The organism is Pseudomonas sp. PDM27 (assembly GCF_019219205.1).
Classification (GTDB): Bacteria; Pseudomonadota; Gammaproteobacteria; order Pseudomonadales; family Pseudomonadaceae; genus Aquipseudomonas; species Aquipseudomonas laurylsulfatiphila.
This window is the reverse complement of the sequence record NZ_JAHUWF010000001.1, coordinates 280,767-295,554: the sequence shown is the minus strand read 5'-3', so window position 1 is coordinate 295,554 and position 14,788 is coordinate 280,767. Positions and strand designations below refer to the sequence as shown.

General features: G+C 61.0%; 13 protein-coding genes. 7 read left to right on the top strand and 6 right to left on the bottom strand.

What is annotated here, in order from left to right:
- Window positions 1-112 precede the first annotated feature (112 nt).
- From KW838_RS01455 to KW838_RS29360, 6 genes are read right to left on the bottom strand one after another with little or no spacing between them, the layout of a single operon-like run.
- Window positions 113-1,189: a GGDEF domain-containing protein gene (locus KW838_RS01455; RefSeq protein ID WP_218500109.1), complete on the bottom strand. Its 1,077-nt coding sequence runs from the start codon at window positions 1,187-1,189 to the stop codon at window positions 113-115.
- Entirely contained in the window at window positions 1,173-2,051 is an 879-nt protein-coding gene (locus tag KW838_RS01450) for a DUF4434 family protein (protein ID WP_102702103.1), read from the bottom strand. Before KW838_RS01450 ends, KW838_RS01455 begins: the two co-directional genes overlap by 17 nt.
- Window positions 2,051-5,215: a tetratricopeptide repeat protein gene (locus KW838_RS01445; protein ID WP_218500108.1), complete on the bottom strand. Its 3,165-nt coding sequence runs from the start codon at window positions 5,213-5,215 to the stop codon at window positions 2,051-2,053. Before KW838_RS01445 ends, KW838_RS01450 begins: the two co-directional genes overlap by 1 nt.
- Window positions 5,212-7,386: a cyclic di-3',5'-guanylate-activated glycosyltransferase NrfB gene (gene nrfB / locus KW838_RS01440; protein ID WP_218500107.1), complete on the bottom strand. Its 2,175-nt coding sequence runs from the start codon at window positions 7,384-7,386 to the stop codon at window positions 5,212-5,214. The genes KW838_RS01445 and nrfB overlap by 4 nt, the downstream gene beginning before the upstream one ends.
- Window positions 7,383-8,537 (bottom strand): non-hydrolyzing UDP-N-acetylglucosamine 2-epimerase, encoded by a 1,155-nt coding sequence (gene wecB, locus KW838_RS01435; protein ID WP_102702100.1) that lies wholly within the window; start codon window positions 8,535-8,537, stop codon window positions 7,383-7,385. Before wecB ends, nrfB begins: the two co-directional genes overlap by 4 nt.
- A 53-nt stretch (window positions 8,538-8,590) precedes the next feature.
- Window positions 8,591-8,713 carry a hypothetical protein gene (locus KW838_RS29360; RefSeq protein ID WP_256358691.1) on the bottom strand — a complete coding sequence of 41 codons (123 nt, stop codon included), beginning with the start codon at window positions 8,711-8,713 and terminating at the stop codon, window positions 8,591-8,593.
- Window positions 8,714-9,040: 327 nt separating this feature from the next.
- Here KW838_RS29360 and KW838_RS01430 point away from each other — a divergent pair, with 327 nt between their 5' ends.
- The 7 genes from KW838_RS01430 (at window position 9,041) to KW838_RS01400 (ending at window position 14,652) form a co-directional block, all read left to right on the top strand.
- Window positions 9,041-9,889 carry a transporter substrate-binding domain-containing protein gene (locus KW838_RS01430; RefSeq protein ID WP_218500106.1) on the top strand — a complete coding sequence of 283 codons (849 nt, stop codon included), beginning with the start codon at window positions 9,041-9,043 and terminating at the stop codon, window positions 9,887-9,889.
- A gap of 51 nt (window positions 9,890-9,940) precedes the next feature.
- Window positions 9,941-10,603, top strand: coding sequence for an amino acid ABC transporter permease (locus KW838_RS01425; protein ID WP_033047866.1), 663 nt, complete (start codon window positions 9,941-9,943; stop codon window positions 10,601-10,603).
- Between the two features lie 9 nt (window positions 10,604-10,612).
- A complete protein-coding gene (locus KW838_RS01420; protein ID WP_218500105.1) occupies window positions 10,613-11,275 on the top strand; it encodes an amino acid ABC transporter permease in 663 nt (220 codons plus the stop codon).
- Window positions 11,272-12,078: an amino acid ABC transporter ATP-binding protein gene (locus KW838_RS01415; RefSeq protein ID WP_218500104.1), complete on the top strand. Its 807-nt coding sequence runs from the start codon at window positions 11,272-11,274 to the stop codon at window positions 12,076-12,078. Before KW838_RS01420 ends, KW838_RS01415 begins: the two co-directional genes overlap by 4 nt.
- Before the next feature lie 30 nt (window positions 12,079-12,108).
- A complete protein-coding gene (locus tag KW838_RS01410) occupies window positions 12,109-12,498 on the top strand; it encodes a RidA family protein (protein WP_218500103.1) in 390 nt (129 codons plus the stop codon).
- A gap of 132 nt (window positions 12,499-12,630) precedes the next feature.
- Window positions 12,631-13,395, top strand: coding sequence for an IclR family transcriptional regulator (locus KW838_RS01405; protein ID WP_102702095.1), 765 nt, complete (start codon window positions 12,631-12,633; stop codon window positions 13,393-13,395).
- Window positions 13,396-13,434: 39 nt separating this feature from the next.
- A complete protein-coding gene (locus KW838_RS01400) occupies window positions 13,435-14,652 on the top strand; it encodes an amino acid deaminase (RefSeq protein WP_104448353.1) in 1,218 nt (405 codons plus the stop codon).
- Window positions 14,653-14,788 lie beyond the last annotated feature (136 nt).

Here is a 14,788-nt window from a genome sequence, read left to right as displayed (position 1 = left end):
TAGTTGACAGTAGTGATCAGTTTTTTCGCGTTTAAACAGATCTTTTTTCAATGGACGCCTAACGTTCGGTACCGATGAGAAACGCTCAGTGCAGAGTGTGAGATAGATCAGTTCATTGATGAAAGGTATACCGATCCTTCCCCGTATGCTTTGCCTCATACAAGGCTTCATCTGCCTTGACCAGCGCCTGGTTCAGCGTGTCGCCGTCGAGCACCCGGGCCAGGCCGATGCTGATGGTCACCGGGTGTCGAGTGGGTTGTTCGCGCACCACCCGACACAATTCAGCGGCCAGCGCCTCGACGTCTTCGCGGCGAGCCCCGGCCAGGTAAACCGCGAACTCCTCGCCACCGAGGCGCGCATATTCGTGACGGGTCATCACCGACTTGATGTCCTGGGCGATGCGCTTGAGTACCTCGTCGCCAATGTCATGGCCATGGACGTCGTTGACCTTCTTGAAATTGTCGATATCGACCATCGCCAGGTAGTGGTCGTTCTCCCGCGGCACTTTGTTCAAATGCTGGTTGGCGCGGGTCATGAACGAGCGGCGATTGGGGATTTCAGTGAGGGTGTCGATGTAGGCCTGGTCCAGCAGCAGCTTGGACATGATGAAGTTGTACAGCTTGGCCTTGCGCAGTGTCAGGAAGCTGTAGATGGTCAGGCCGCAGATAAATGCCGAGTAACTGATGGCCATCACCCCCCTCAGCTCCATGTGTCCGAGATCCGTGTTGTAGAACGGGTTGAGAAACGACCAGGTGACGATTTGCGCGGCAAAGAACGACCAGCGGTTCAGCGGCAATACCGAGGCCGTGAACAGGGTGGTCGAAGCCGCCAGCAACAGCCATCCGGGTTGGTGATCGTCGGGCAGGCCTTCGGTGAGCAGTCGCGTGCCGAATGCCATGGCAAACACAAACAGCAGGTTCAGCGTCTGGAAATGCCGGGCATCGCGGATCAGCCGAAGGATGATGACGAAAGTCGCGAAGGCGCCGATAAACACCAGCGAAAGCCAGGTGAATGGTTGTCCGCCGATGAAACTGAGGATCAGGTCGTAAGCAATCCAGATTGCAATGCTGGCGATATAGATCAATACGCAAAAGGAGCGTAGCCGATCAAATTCATGCTGGAGGAACTCGGCTTTGAGCTTGGCCGGCGCCGACTTTCTCAGCACTTCGTCTTCAATGGTTTTGTACATCGCCGACCTTGCTGTTGTGCTGGTTGTCGAGAATCACCTTACCCCACGGCCGGTAGCGCAGGGAGAAAACCGACGTCGGGTGGCAGCCCGGCGATGTGGATTGGGGGGGCATGGGTTCGGCACGAAAGGGTTGCCCGGCAACACTGACCTGGCGAAAGGCTTCCCTGACGATGCCGATGGAGCAGGGCAGGGCTTGGGCATAGCCGTTGCGAACCATGGCTGGCAAGCGTCCGGTGCCGGCTCCGTCCTGCCACCACACTTGAATCCCTGCGCTGGCCAATTCCCCAAGCCACCGGCCATTCACCTGTGGCGACAGTTTGCCGACGTTGAAGACGCTGATGTGCAGCGGCGCGTCGAGCTTGCCGGCGAAATCCTTGAGCTGGCGTTGCAACTTTTGCCGGCGATCCAGCGGCAGAAAGTGCAGGTCATCCAGTTCCATGGGCAGATACCAGCCACTGACCGGGAGTTTCCAGTCCTTGCGCAGCTTCTGCTGCCGGGCCAGCGACTGCCCCAGTTGCGTTTGCCAGTACGTTGCCAGACCGGCACTGTCCAGTTCATTGATGCGCTGGTAATAGGCCGGGTCCATGTGCAGGCCCAGCACCAGTTTCAGGCCCTGGGCCTGGGCCTGTTTCAGGCTGCCGGCGAGCCAGCCGTCGGCGCCGCCGAAGTCCGAATCGCCATAGGCCGTCCATTGCACGATCACCGTATGCACGCCCTGGTGGGCGGTGTCCTGCCAGATTCGCTGCCATTGCGCCTGGCTCAGGCTGGCATCGGCGTTGAGCGGCTGATAGAAAATCCGTTCGTCGGCATGGGGCGCCGTGGCGCCCAACAACAGGCACAAAGCCAAAAGAAGTCGCTTCATCAGAAGTTCAACTCCACGCCGACCAGCACACCGTTGCCGCCGTCATACAGATTGCCGCCCAACGCTTGTTGATACTCGGTGCGCACCGTCAGGTGCGCGCGATAGGCGTTGTAAATGTCATCGTTGAACCACCATTGCCAACGCAAGCCCAGACCGGTGCGCAGATCCTGGCGCCAGTCGTTGCTCGGGTCCTGGCTGGCAAATTCAAGGAAACCGTATGGCATGACCGTTTGCGCGCCGTTGAACGGCAGCTTCCAGGTGTGACCTTGCTGGAAGCGCGACAGCCATTGATGGTCGCCGGCCTTGGTCCACCACGCCGCGTCGAGGTAGAGGAAGCGCTCCTCCCAATCGCTTTCATCGACCCGCCAATCGTTGCGGAATCGACCCTGATCAAGGAACGACGCCGTTGACCGCAGCAGATAGTCGGTGGTGGTGTGGCCATCATCGCGGTGATCCTCGGCCTGATCGGATACCTTGTCGGGGACCAGCATTTGGCCGAGGCTCAGGCCATGGTTGTCTTGGTCATCGAACTGGCTTTGTTTGTAGATCTCGCCATAGAAGTTGATGTTGGCTGTGCCCCAGGGCTTGTAGCGCAGGCCGACGCCGGTACCCAGGGATTCGGCATAGCTCGACCGGCCCACACCGCCAAGCAGCAAACGGCCATAGACCGACAGCGTGCTGCCGGCGCGACTGGGTTCATCGCCCAGTGCGTGGTCCCACATGGCCAGTTGCACGTTCTGCGAGCTGGAGCGTCGCTGCGTGCCGGTGCTCTGGTCAGGGCGCACGAAATCGTTGGTCGATATCCCGGCCGGCGACCAGGTACTGGCGATGGTGAATGAGTCGCGACGGGACAGGCTTTCGTGAGCGCGACGCTGGCGATAGCGCCGTGCCTCCATGCTACCTTCCTCGTCATCGGCGGCCACCGGGTTCTGCTCCAGGTCAATCACGCGTTCCAGTTCCTTGCGCGCCGAGGCGCTGTCCTCGACCTCGTCGTAACGCCAGGCCAGTGTTTCGCCGAGGCGATAGTCTTCCGGGAAGTCCTGGGTGGCGCGTTGCAGATACGGGATGGAGCTGGCGCGTTCTGCCTTGGTCTCGGCCCCGGCCAGGCGCACGCCGTAGTCGGCACGATATCGGGGATTGTCCGGCTCACGGCGTACCGCTTCGGCAAGCCATTCGTTACTCTGCTGCAGGTCGCCGGCCTTTTGCGCCGTGACCGACGCAGCATAGTAATGCTCGGCATCCGGTACCAGTTGCAGGGCGGAACGCTGGCGCTGCAGTGCGAGAGCGTGATCGCCCCGGGCATCGGCAATCGCCGCGCCCAACGTCCACTCATTGGCGCCACGGGTGCGGCTAAGTTGCCAGTAACGTTCGGCCGTTTGCGTGTCACCGATACTCAGGGCACTACGGCTGGCGGTGAGGCGGGCATTGTCGCTGAGTTCAGCGTCCGCAATGCTGCGCCAGATCGCCAGGGCACCCGCCGAGTCTCCAGAGGCTTCCAGGGCGTAGGCGAGTGGCAGGCGGGTGTTCTGGTCACCCATTTTTTCGGCGGTCTGGTAGTACACCACCGCTTCGCCGGGACGCTCGGGCATTGCACAGCGACCGAGGGCGCGGTAGTCGCCCGCGGCTTGCGGGTTATCGCCAATCGCCTGTTGAACCGCGCCGCACTGGCCGTTTTCCGCCAGTTGCGCCAGCAGTTGCCCGCGAGTGGCGGGGTCGACGCGGTTGAGCAACGTAACGATGCGTTGCTGTTGTGCCGTGGTCGGTGTCGATGCGGCATACAACCCCGCCAACCGTTGCAGCAGGGGCGTCGGCAGCTTGCCGCCGTGGCGGTCGAAGGCGCTCTCGAGCAACTGTTGCGCATGTTCCCGCTGGCCGGCTTTGAGCGCCAGGTAGGTCGCCTGATTGAGCGAGTTGAGGTTGCCTGTCTGCTGGTAATGCCGCTCCCAGAATGCCGCCGCTTCGGTATCGTGATTCGATGCCTGGAGCAGTTCAGCGCGACGTTTGACCACGTCGGCGGTCTGCGGCTGGCTGGCGAGGTAGGCCATGACTTTGTCGCTGCGGCCTTCATCCTGCCAGGCGGCGAGCAGCTGTTCGCGGCGTTGCGTGTCCCAGGGCTCCGGCAGACGGGTCGTTTGCAGGAGGTCAGTGGCTTGCAGGCGCTGGGCGAGGACCAGCCAGGCTTGCGGATTTTCTTCGGGCCGGCAAGCTTTCAACTGGGTCAGCGCCGCTTGCCGATCACGACGCGACAGCCAGTCGGCGGTCTCCAGGCACGGCCGCTGCAACTCACCACTCAAGCGTTGAACCGTTGCGCTGTCACCGGTTTGCCGCGCCAGTTCCCACAGGCGCTGGCGTTGCGCCGGATCGGCCAGGTCGGCGGGCGGCAGCGTTTGCATCCAGCGTTGCGCCTGCTGGAGGTGACCCATGGCAATCGCCCGGTCGACCATGGCCAGTCGGGTCTTGCGCGCAGCTTCCGGGCTTGGCGCCGTTTGCAGCAATTGCTGCAAGGGTTGCTCGTCGAGGCGTTGCACGTAGGCGTTGGCCAGGCGTTGCCAGCTTTGGGCATCGAGTTGCTGGTTCGCGGCCAGGGGCGCGAGCTCCTTGATGGTGCCATCCCAATCGCGCAATTGCTCGGACCAGTTGGCCCGGGCCTGTTGCAGCGCTCGCTCATCCCCCTTGGGTGTCAGTTGGGCCAGCCAGTCATGGGCCGAGGCAGCGCCACCACGCTTGGCCAGGCTCGCGCTGTAGGCCTGCCACAGGCGCACGCGATGCTCCGGATTGCTGGAGGCTATCCATTGCTCCACCTGTTTTGTGTCCGGCGGATCCTGTTCGATCCAGGCCAGTCGCAGGTTGAGCAGGGTGTCGCTGTTGGCAGGGGTATCCTGCAGCGCTTGCACGGCGTCTTCGTAGCGTTGCTGCTTGACCAGCGACTGCACCAGCAGCGCCCGTGCCTCATCGTTTCCCGGCACTTTGCTCAGCAGATGGCGCATCAGCCGTTCGACTTCCTTCCAGTTGCCGGCTTTCGCTTCGCGGTAACTGCGGTCCATATAGGGGTAACTGCGGAACTGATCGAAATCGGTCATGGGTTCGGCTTGCCCCCATGCTGTCGTGTTCAGGCAGAGCAACAGGCTACCGGCCATCAAGGTCTGACGATGGACAGGCTTCATGCAGCCTCCCGGGCAATGCAGTAGGCAGCGTGCTGCTCACTCGCCTGATCGACCAAGGCCTGTTCGAGAATTTCCTGTGTGATCATGCCGCGTTCAATCAAGTGTTCACCTAAAGACATTTTTTCCGCATCGAAATCGATCAGCGCCTGATTGAACAGGGTGGGCGGCACCATGCCGCGTACTTGCAACAGGTTGCCCAGCAACACCTGGTGATGGCTGACGCGCTCGATCAGGTCTTCGTCGTCCTGATTTCTCTCAAGCACCTCAAGCATCTGATGCACCTCCTCGCTTTGACGAGGGCTGGCGTACCAGTAGCGGATCCCCAGCGTCACCCGGCCTTGTGGTGCGAGACGGCAACGCACGGGGCGTTTCAGTTGACGGCTGATGGCCCCCAGGGACACCTGGCTGACCGGCCCTTCGGACGCCAGCACCAGGGTGTCGCCTTCCTCGGCGACCGGCAGCACACCATAGTGCGTGGCGATCTTGCGAGGCACCGCAGCGATCAGGCGCTTGTCGAGTTTGAACGGGTTGAGCGGGGCCCATTCCAGGTCCAGTTGTTCGGCGAGGGCCTGCACCAGTTGCGTGGTGTCGATGTGCCCGCGCAGCAGCAATTCCTGACCCAGGCGTCGACGCACCGGGTTGGTGATCGCGGCTTCGAGTTGATCTTCAGAGAGCAGGCCTTTTTCCACCAGGCGATGGCCCAGCGGGGTGCGCTGGGCTTCGGCCAGGGCCGGAAACTCATGAGTGGTCTTGTCCCAGGCGACGCGACGGGAATCGCCCATTTCCATCACCTGGCGCAACGCCCGAAGGTTGGCGAAGAAGTTGACGAAATTGCTCCACACCATCCGGGGGGCCGACAGCAGCCCTTCGCCCAGCCCGTAGAAACGGGTGACAAACCAGCCACGCTGGAAAAGCCGATTGAGCAGCATGAGGCCATTGAGCCACAGCAGGCTCGCCAGCAAGGCGCTGTCGTCGAGGATCGACGGGAACCGCCAGGCATCCGGCGCGATCACGGTGACCAGCCACATCGCCAGCAACACCACCAGCAGTATGTTCACCAGGAAGCTCAACAGGTACGCAATCAGGCCACGGCGGTCGCGCCACAGAAAATAATTGAGCAGGCCTTTGCGGCTCCAGCCCAGATTCTTGGTGCCTTGGAACACAATGCCGACGATCCAGCGCGACTTCTGCCGGATCGCGTACTGCAAGTCCCGGGGAAAGTGCTCGCGCACGCAGATCACCTGGGAAAACGCGCGGTCCATGCCGAACACCCAGGGTTGTTCCAGTGCCAGTTTCGGGTCGGTCACCGAATAGCGGGCAAAGATGCACTTCATGCCTTTTTGCTTGAGGCGAAAACCGATGTCGTAGTCTTCGGTCAGGCTCTGCACATCGAAGGCGATACCGTCACCGTCCTCGAGCAGGGCGCTGATGGCCTTACGGCTGAAACAGGTGCCGACCCCGGCGCTGGGCACTTGCCCGGTCAGTGCTTCACGCACGATGACGTCCTTGCCATGGTTCTCGGCGAACTCGTCGACGTAGTGCCCGGCAGTGAAGCCATTCCACTCCGGCGCGTAGGGATAGACTGGAATCTGGATCAGGTCCTTGGCCGGCAGCAGGTAGTTGAACAGGCGCAACTCCATGGGTGAAATCACGTCCTCGGCATCGTGCAGGATGAAACCGGCGAACTGGATCTTTGCATCGTTTTCAAAACGCAGGATGGCGTCGATCACGTTGTTCAGGCAGTCGGCCTTGCTGGTAGGGCCGGGACGGGCGCACACCACTTTGTGCACGTTGGGATAATGCCGGCACACCGCGTCGACGTCGGCCTGGGTCTCGGCGTCGTTGGGGTAGGTGCCGACGAAAATCTGATAGTTCTCGTAGTCGATGGTCGAGGCGGCCAGGCGCGCCATTTCACCGACCACACCGACTTCGTTCCACGCCGGTACCATGATCGCCAGGGGCTTTTCGCCGATGGAGTACAGCCGCTCTTCATCGGCGCGCCTGAATTTTTCATAGATCCGCCAGCGTCGGATCAGTTTGCGGGTCCAGTACACCAGGTCGATGAACAGGTCATCGAGCCCGAGAATGAACATCAGCAAGGCCAGGGTAATGGCGAGGTATTTGAGTCCGAACAACGCATAGGCAAAGAAGTCGACAAACGCCAGGCTCATACGGCTTTACCCGCCACCGCACGGTGTTTCAGCCAGATGCCGAGGCGATTGGCGATGCGCTCGCTGGCGTGTCCGTCGCCATAAGGGCTATGGACTCGACTCATGCGCTGGAACGTGGCGTCATCATCGAACAACAGGCTTGATTCCCTGACGATACGGTCGGTATCGGTGCCCACCAGCACCACTGTTCCGCCTTCAAGCGCCAATGGCCGTTCCGTGACATCGCGCAGTACCAGCAGCGGTTTGCCAATGGCGGGGGCTTCTTCCTGGATGCCACCGGAATCGGTGAGGATGAAATACGCGCGGTCCATCAGCCAGACGAAATGCTGGTAATCCTGCGGCGCCACCAGATAGATATTGGGTTTGTCCGAGAGAACGCTGTAGACCGCTTTCTGCACCTGTGGATTGAGGTGCACCGGATAGACGAATTGCACATCGGGATAACGTTCGGCGAGGGTGGCCAGGGCCAGACAGATGTTGCGAAAGCCGCCGCCGAAGTTTTCCCGGCGGTGCCCGGTGATCAGCACCATGCGCCTGGTGTCGTCGAGCACGGCCAGTGGCGAGTCGGCGGCCGGGTGCCAGTGGACTTGCTGTTGGTGATTGCGCATCCATACCAGCGCGTCAATCACCGTATTACCGGTGACCTCGATGTTGGCCTTGGGCACACCTTCGCGCAGCAGGTTGTCTTCGTTGTTGATGGTCGGCGCGAAATGCAGGTCGGCGATGACACCGGTCAGGTGCCGGTTCGCTTCCTCCGGCCAGGGAGCGCGCAAATTGCCGGTACGCAAGCCTGCCTCGACGTGACCGATGGGTATCTGGCGATTGAAGGCGGCGAGGGCGGCAATGAAGCTGGTGGTAGTGTCGCCGTGTACCAGCACGATGTCCGGATGCACCCGCGCATAGGCTTTGTCGAGATGCCCCAGCAGTTGTTCGGAGAGTCCGTTGAGGGTCTGGCCCTGGGTCATTACCTGCAAGTCTTCGTCGACCGCCAATTCGAACGAGTCGAGCACTTGCTTGAGCATTTCCCGGTGTTGGCCGGTGGAGCAGATGTTCAGTTCGATTCCGGGCCAGTTACGCAAGACCCGCGCCAGTGGAGCCATCTTGATGGCCTCCGGACGCGTACCGAATACCATCATGACCTTAAAAGACATTAACCCTCCTGGAGCATCGTGAAAGGCTGGCGCACAGGGTCGCCAGCAGCAGTTCATTCCATCTTGAACTTGAATAAAAGCAGTCGAATCCGGCGTTGTCCAATCCGGTTCCCGGCTGCCTGGATGCCGATCACCAGCGTGGTGGTGATCGTCGGTAAAGGCAATAGGATGGCCATTTGCCAAAAAAATTCCCTGTCAAATAGCACAGGGGGGGACTGGAAGTGAATCCTTTAATCAAAAGCAGTCAGGAAATGGGGTAACTGCCGCGACTGTGCACAGGATTGGGGTCCGGGTACCCGTTCCTTGTAGCCAACGGTAGCGCTCGCTATCGAGGCGATGGGTAACGTCTCGAACTCGACGAATTTCCATCTTGTTGATTGCGCTCATTTTTCGAATGCACTGGGAAACGCTCCACTTCCTGTGGCACACTTTCTGCTGTCTATTCCGCTGTTACATACCAAGTTCCGGTATAGCGGAATACACATCACCCTGGAGTGCTTGCCATGCATCGCCGACCATCCTTGTTCAAAGCGTGTGTTTTTCTTTTCGCAGCTTCAGCCGCTGCCATGGGCGTGGCCCAGGCGGCGGACAGCAAGCTCGATAGCGTTCTGGCCCGCGGCAAACTGATTGTGGGCACCGGCAGCACGAATGCGCCGTGGCATTTCCAGGGCGCGGATGGCAAGTTGCAGGGATTCGATATTGATATCGGGCGCATGGTGGCGAAGGGGTTGTTCAACGATCCGAGCAAAGTCGAGTTCGTGGTGCAATCGTCCGACGCGCGTATCCCCAACCTGCTGACCGACAAAGTCGACATGAGCTGCCAGTTCATCACTGTGACCGCCAGCCGCGCCCAGCAAGTGGCGTTTACGCTGCCGTATTACCGCGAAGGTGTCGGCCTGCTGTTGCCGGCGAACAGCAAGTACAAGGAGATCGACGACATGCAGGCCGCTGGTGATGGCATCACTGTGGCAGTGCTGCAAAACGTCTACGCCGAGGAGCTGGTGCACCAGGCGCTGCCCAAGGCCAAGGTCGATCAGTACGACAGTGTGGACCTGATGTACCAGGCCGTGAACTCCGGCCGGGCCGACGCGGCGGCCACCGACCAGTCTTCGGTGAAGTACCTGATGGTGCAGAACCCTGGCCGTTATCGCAGCCCGGCCTACGCCTGGAGCCCGCAGACCTATGCGTGCGCGGTCAAGCGCGGCGATCAGGACTGGCTGAATTTCGTCAACACCACCCTGCATGAAGCCATGACCGGTGTTGAATTCCCGACTTACGCGGCGTCGTTCAAGCAGTGGTTCGGTGTCGACCTGCCTTCGCCAAAGATTGGTTTCCCCGTCGAATTTCAATGATCCCGTGAGAGCGGGGCGGTGATGAATCGCCCCGTTCAGGTACTGCTGACCATGAACTATCAGTTGAACTTTGCCGCCGTCTGGCGCGACTTCGACACCTTGCTGGCGGGGCTCGGCCTGGGCCTTGAACTGGCGCTGGTGTCGATCGCCATCGGCTGCGTGATCGGCCTGATGATGGCGTTTGCCTTGCTGTCCAGGCACCGCGCATTGCGGGTGATGGCGTCGGTGTATGTCACGGTGATTCGTAACACGCCGATCCTGGTGTTGATTCTGTTGATCTACTTTGCGCTGCCAAGCCTGGGCATCCGCCTGGACAAGATTCCCTCGTTCATCATCACCCTGTCGCTGTATGCCGGGGCCTACCTGACCGAAGTGTTCCGCGGCGGTTTGCTGAGCATTCCCAAGGGCCAGCGCGAAGCCGGGTTGGCCATCGGGCTGGGCGAGTGGCAGGTCAAGGCCTATGTCACCGTGCCGGTGATGCTGCGCAATGTGTTGCCGGCCTTGTCGAACAACTTCATTTCGCTGTTCAAGGACACCTCGCTGGCGGCGGCGATTGCCGTGCCGGAGCTGACCTATTACGCGCGCAAGATCAATGTCGAGAGCTACCGGGTGATTGAAACCTGGCTGGTGACCACGGCGCTCTATGTGGCGGCCTGTTACCTCATTGCCATGATGCTGCGTTACCTCGAACAGCGTCTGGCGATTCGCCGATAGGAGCTACCCATGTACGAATCCCCCAGTTGGTTGCATGAGTTGTGGGTGGCGCGGGAAGTGCTGTGGCAAGGCTTTCTGACCAGTGTCCAGGTGTCGGTGCTGGCGATTCTGCTCGGCACGCTGTTGGGTGTCGTCACCGGGCTGGTGCTGACCTACGGCAAGTTCTGGATGCGCGCACCGTTTCGTTTTTATGTCGATGTGATTCGCGGCACACCCGTCTTCGTGCTGGTGCTGGCGTGCTTTTACATGGCCCCGGCGCTGGGCTGGCAGATCGGCGCGTTCCAGGCCGGTGCGCTGGGTTTGACCCTGTTTTGCGGCTCCCACGTCGCCGAGATCGTGCGCGGCGCCTTGCAGGCATTGCCGCGCGGGCAGATGGAGGCGAGCAAGGCCATCGGCCTGACGTTCTACCAGGCGCTGGGTTATGTGCTGTTGCCCCAGGCGTTGCGGCAGATCCTGCCGACCTGGGTCAACTCGTCGACCGAGATCGTCAAGGCTTCGACCCTGTTGTCGGTGATCGGCGTGGCGGAATTGCTGCTCAGTACCCAGCAGATCATCGCCCGGACCTTCATGACCCTGGAGTTTTACCTGTTCGCCGGTTTCCTGTTCTTCGTCATCAACTACGGCATCGAGTTACTCGGCCGGCACATTGAAAAGCGGGTGGCTTTGCCATGACTCAGACTCAAACACATGCACAAAATCATGCACAAAACGGCCAACCCCTGCTGGACATTCGCGGCCTGCACAAGCGTTACGACCAGCTCGAAGTGCTCAAGGGCGTCGACCTGAGCATGCAGCGCGGCAACGTGGTGACCTTGATCGGTTCCAGCGGTTCGGGCAAGACCACATTGCTGCGCTGCGTGAACATGCTCGAAGAATTCCAGGGCGGGCAGATCCTGCTCGATGGCGAGTCCATCGGCTATGACGACATTAACGGCAAGCGTGTGCGGCACCCGGAAAAAGTCATCGCCCGGCATCGCGCCATGACCGGCATGGCGTTTCAGCAGTTCAACCTGTTCCCGCACCTGACCGCGTTGCAGAACGTCACCCTGGGCCTGCTCAAGGTGAAGAAACTGCACAAGGACGAGGCCGTGGCCCTGGCCGAGAAATGGCTGGAGCGTGTCGGCCTGCTGGAACGGCGCGACCACTTTCCCGGTCAGTTGTCCGGCGGCCAGCAGCAGCGCGTGGCGATTGCCCGGGCGATTGCGATGAACCCGAGCCTGATGCTGTTCGACGAAGTGACCTCGGCGCTGGACCCGGAACTGGTCGGCGAAGTGCTGAGCGTGATCAAGGGCCTGGCCGAAGACGGCATGACCATGTTGTTGGTGACCCACGAAATGCGCTTTGCCTTCGAGGTCTCGGACAAGATCGTCTTCATGAATCAGGGACGTATCGAAGAGCAAGGGCCGCCCAAGGACCTGTTCGAGCGCCCGCAATCGCCGCGACTGGCGGAATTTCTCAAAAGCACCCGTTTTTGATCCTTCAATTTTCAATCAGGAGAAACACTCATGAGCATTACTCGTTACGGCACCGGCAGCGCCGCTGCAGGCGGCACGCCTCGTCCTTTCGCCCGCGCCGTTGAAGCCGATGGCTGGCTGCACGTATCCGGGCAGGTGCCGGCGGTGGACGGCGAGATCATTACTGGCGGGATTGTCGAACAGACCCACCAGACCATGAAGAACCTGATCGCGATTCTCCAGGAGGCCGGTTATGGCCTGGAAGATGTGGTGCGTGCTGGCGTGTGGCTGGAGGATCCGCGGGATTTCACCAGTTTCAACAAGGTCTTCGCCGAGTACTTCAAACCCGAGCACGCCCCGGCACGGGCCTGTGTGCAGGCGAACATGATGGTCGACTGCAAGGTCGAGATCGACTGCATCGCGTACAAGAAAAAGGCCTGATTCTCGCCGGCTCTTGTAGGAGCTGCCGAAGGCTGCGATCTTTTGCCGTTTTTTGCACGGGCCCAAAGGCAAGATCAAAAGATCGCAGCCTGCGGCAGCTCCTACAGGGCATCAATGAGTGAGCATACTGAAATGACCGAAGACACCATCAAGCGCCGGGCACGCGGTCTGGACCGGGCGTTCGATATCCTCGATTTTCTCAAGGAGATCGGCCAGCCCCTGCGCCCGAACGATATTGCCAACGGCATCGGCAGCCCCAAATCCACGGTCTACGAACTGGTGGCCTCGCTGCTGGAACGGCGGATCCTGGAGCCGGTGGGCAAGGACGGTCATGTCTACCTCGGTCGTCAGCTGTACTTTCTCGGGCAAGCACACCTGCGCCATTTCGACCTGACCCGCGAGGCCGATCACGCCTTGCAGGACATCGTCAGCCAGACCCATGAAACCGCGCAGATGTGCCTGCTCAACGGGCGCAAATACACCGTGGCACTGATGAAGGAAGGCGAGCGGCATTTCCGCATTTCTTCGGATATCGGCGAAAACGCACCCATCCCCTGGACCGCTTCCGGACGCCTGTTGCTGGCGCACCTGAGCGACCAGGAGATCGTCGACCTGATCGACCACGACGACTTCATCCTGCCCGATGGCGAACGCTTGGAGCTTGCGCAGTTCCTCAAGGAAATCCGTCAGGCCGGTATCGATGGGTTCTTTTCCTTCGATAGCGTCGCCGACACCTTTACCCATTGCTTCGCCGCGCCGGTCAAAAACCCCGACGGCGTGGCCATCGCGACCCTGTGCATCGTCGCCCCACGGGCCGATGCGAAGAAAAACTACAACGACTACCGCCGGGTGCTGATTGCAAGCGCCAATAGCCTGGCCCGTCGCATCAACGAATAACAGCGGCTGCCTGCAGCCGCGTGAACGAGGAGTTCGACCATGTCTTCTGCCCCCCATACTGCCAACGTGGATAAAGGCGCGGCGCCCATCGGTGCCAGCCTGGTGCGTGATGTCAGCCTGCCTGCGCTGGTACTGCACCGCGAGGCGCTGGAACACAACATCCGCTGGATGCAGGCGTTCGTCAGCGACAGCGGAGCGGAACTGGCGCCCCATGGCAAGACCAGCATGACCCCGGCGTTGTTCCGTCGCCAACTGGACGCCGGTGCCTGGGGCATCACCCTGGCCAGCGCCACGCAAACCCGCGCCGCCTACGCCCATGGCGTGCGCCGTGTCCTGATGGCCAACCAGTTGGTCGGCACGCCGAACATGGCATTGATCGCCGACCTGCTGGCCGACCCGACGTTCGACTTCTATTGCATGGTCGATCACCCGGACAACGTCGCCGACCTCGGCGCCTACTTCGCCTCCCGTGGCGTGCGCCTGAACGTGATGATCGAATACGGCGTGGTCGGCGGGCGTTGCGGTTGCCGCAGCGAACAGGAAGTGCTCGACCTCGCCAAGGCCATCGCTGCGCAACCGGCCCTGGCCCTGACCGGGATCGAAGGCTACGAAGGGGTGATCCATGGCGATCACGCCGTGACCGGTATCCGCGATTTCGCCGCGTCGCTGGTGCGCCTGGCGGTGCAGTTGCAGGACAGCGGCGCCTTTGCCATTGCCAAGCCGATCATCACCGCCTCGGGTTCGGCCTGGTATGACCTGATTGCCGAGTCCTTCGAGGCACAGAACGCCGCTGGACGCTTCCTCAGCGTGCTGCGTCCCGGCAGTTACGTGGCGCACGACCATGGCATCTACAAGGAAGCGCAGTGCTGCGTGCTCGACCGTCGCAGTGACCTGCACGAAGGCCTGCGTCCGGCGCTGGAAGTGTGGGCGCACGTGCAGTCGTTGCCGGAGCCGGGGTTTGCGGTGATTGCCCTGGGCAAGCGCGACGTCGCCTACGACGCCGGTTTGCCGGTGCCGTTGCGACGCTACAAGGCGGGCGTGGTGCCGGCCAGCGGCGATGACGTGAGTGCCTGCAAAGTCACCGCGGTCATGGACCAGCATGCGTTCATGACCGTGGCGCCGGGGGTTGATCTGCGGGTGGGCGACATCATTTCGTTCGGTACTTCGCACCCGTGCCTGACGTTCGACAAGTGGCGTGTCGGCTGTCTGGTCGATGAACAACTGAATGTCATCGAGACCATGGAAACCTGTTTCTAAGGTTCAGGACCGAGGTGCTGCCATCGCGAGCAAGCTCGCTCCCACACTGGATCTTTGGCATTCACAAAATCCCTGTGGGAGCGAGCTTGCTCGCGATGAGGCCCTGCCAGACAACACCGAAACATCTGAGATCCCA

Bases quoted from the DNA above. Each gene is read 5' to 3' on its own strand.
- KW838_RS01455 (WP_218500109.1), bottom strand. From the start codon at position 1,189: ATGTACAAAACCATTGAAGACGAAGTGCTGAGAAAGTCGGCGCCGGCC.
- KW838_RS01450 (WP_102702103.1), bottom strand. From the start codon at position 2,051: ATGAAGCGACTTCTTTTGGCTTTGTGCCTGTTGTTGGGCGCCACGGCG.
- KW838_RS01445 (WP_218500108.1), bottom strand. From the start codon at position 5,215: ATGAAGCCTGTCCATCGTCAGACCTTGATGGCCGGTAGCCTGTTGCTC.
- nrfB (WP_218500107.1), bottom strand. From the start codon at position 7,386: ATGAGCCTGGCGTTTGTCGACTTCTTTGCCTATGCGTTGTTCGGACTC.
- wecB (WP_102702100.1), bottom strand. From the start codon at position 8,537: ATGTCTTTTAAGGTCATGATGGTATTCGGTACGCGTCCGGAGGCCATC.
- KW838_RS29360 (WP_256358691.1), bottom strand. From the start codon at position 8,713: ATGGCCATCCTATTGCCTTTACCGACGATCACCACCACGCTGGTGATC.
- KW838_RS01430 (WP_218500106.1), top strand. From the start codon at position 9,041: ATGCATCGCCGACCATCCTTGTTCAAAGCGTGTGTTTTTCTTTTCGCA.
- KW838_RS01425 (WP_033047866.1), top strand. From the start codon at position 9,941: ATGAACTATCAGTTGAACTTTGCCGCCGTCTGGCGCGACTTCGACACC.
- KW838_RS01420 (WP_218500105.1), top strand. From the start codon at position 10,613: ATGTACGAATCCCCCAGTTGGTTGCATGAGTTGTGGGTGGCGCGGGAA.
- KW838_RS01415 (WP_218500104.1), top strand. From the start codon at position 11,272: ATGACTCAGACTCAAACACATGCACAAAATCATGCACAAAACGGCCAA.
- KW838_RS01410 (WP_218500103.1), top strand. From the start codon at position 12,109: ATGAGCATTACTCGTTACGGCACCGGCAGCGCCGCTGCAGGCGGCACG.
- KW838_RS01405 (WP_102702095.1), top strand. From the start codon at position 12,631: ATGACCGAAGACACCATCAAGCGCCGGGCACGCGGTCTGGACCGGGCG.
- KW838_RS01400 (WP_104448353.1), top strand. From the start codon at position 13,435: ATGTCTTCTGCCCCCCATACTGCCAACGTGGATAAAGGCGCGGCGCCC.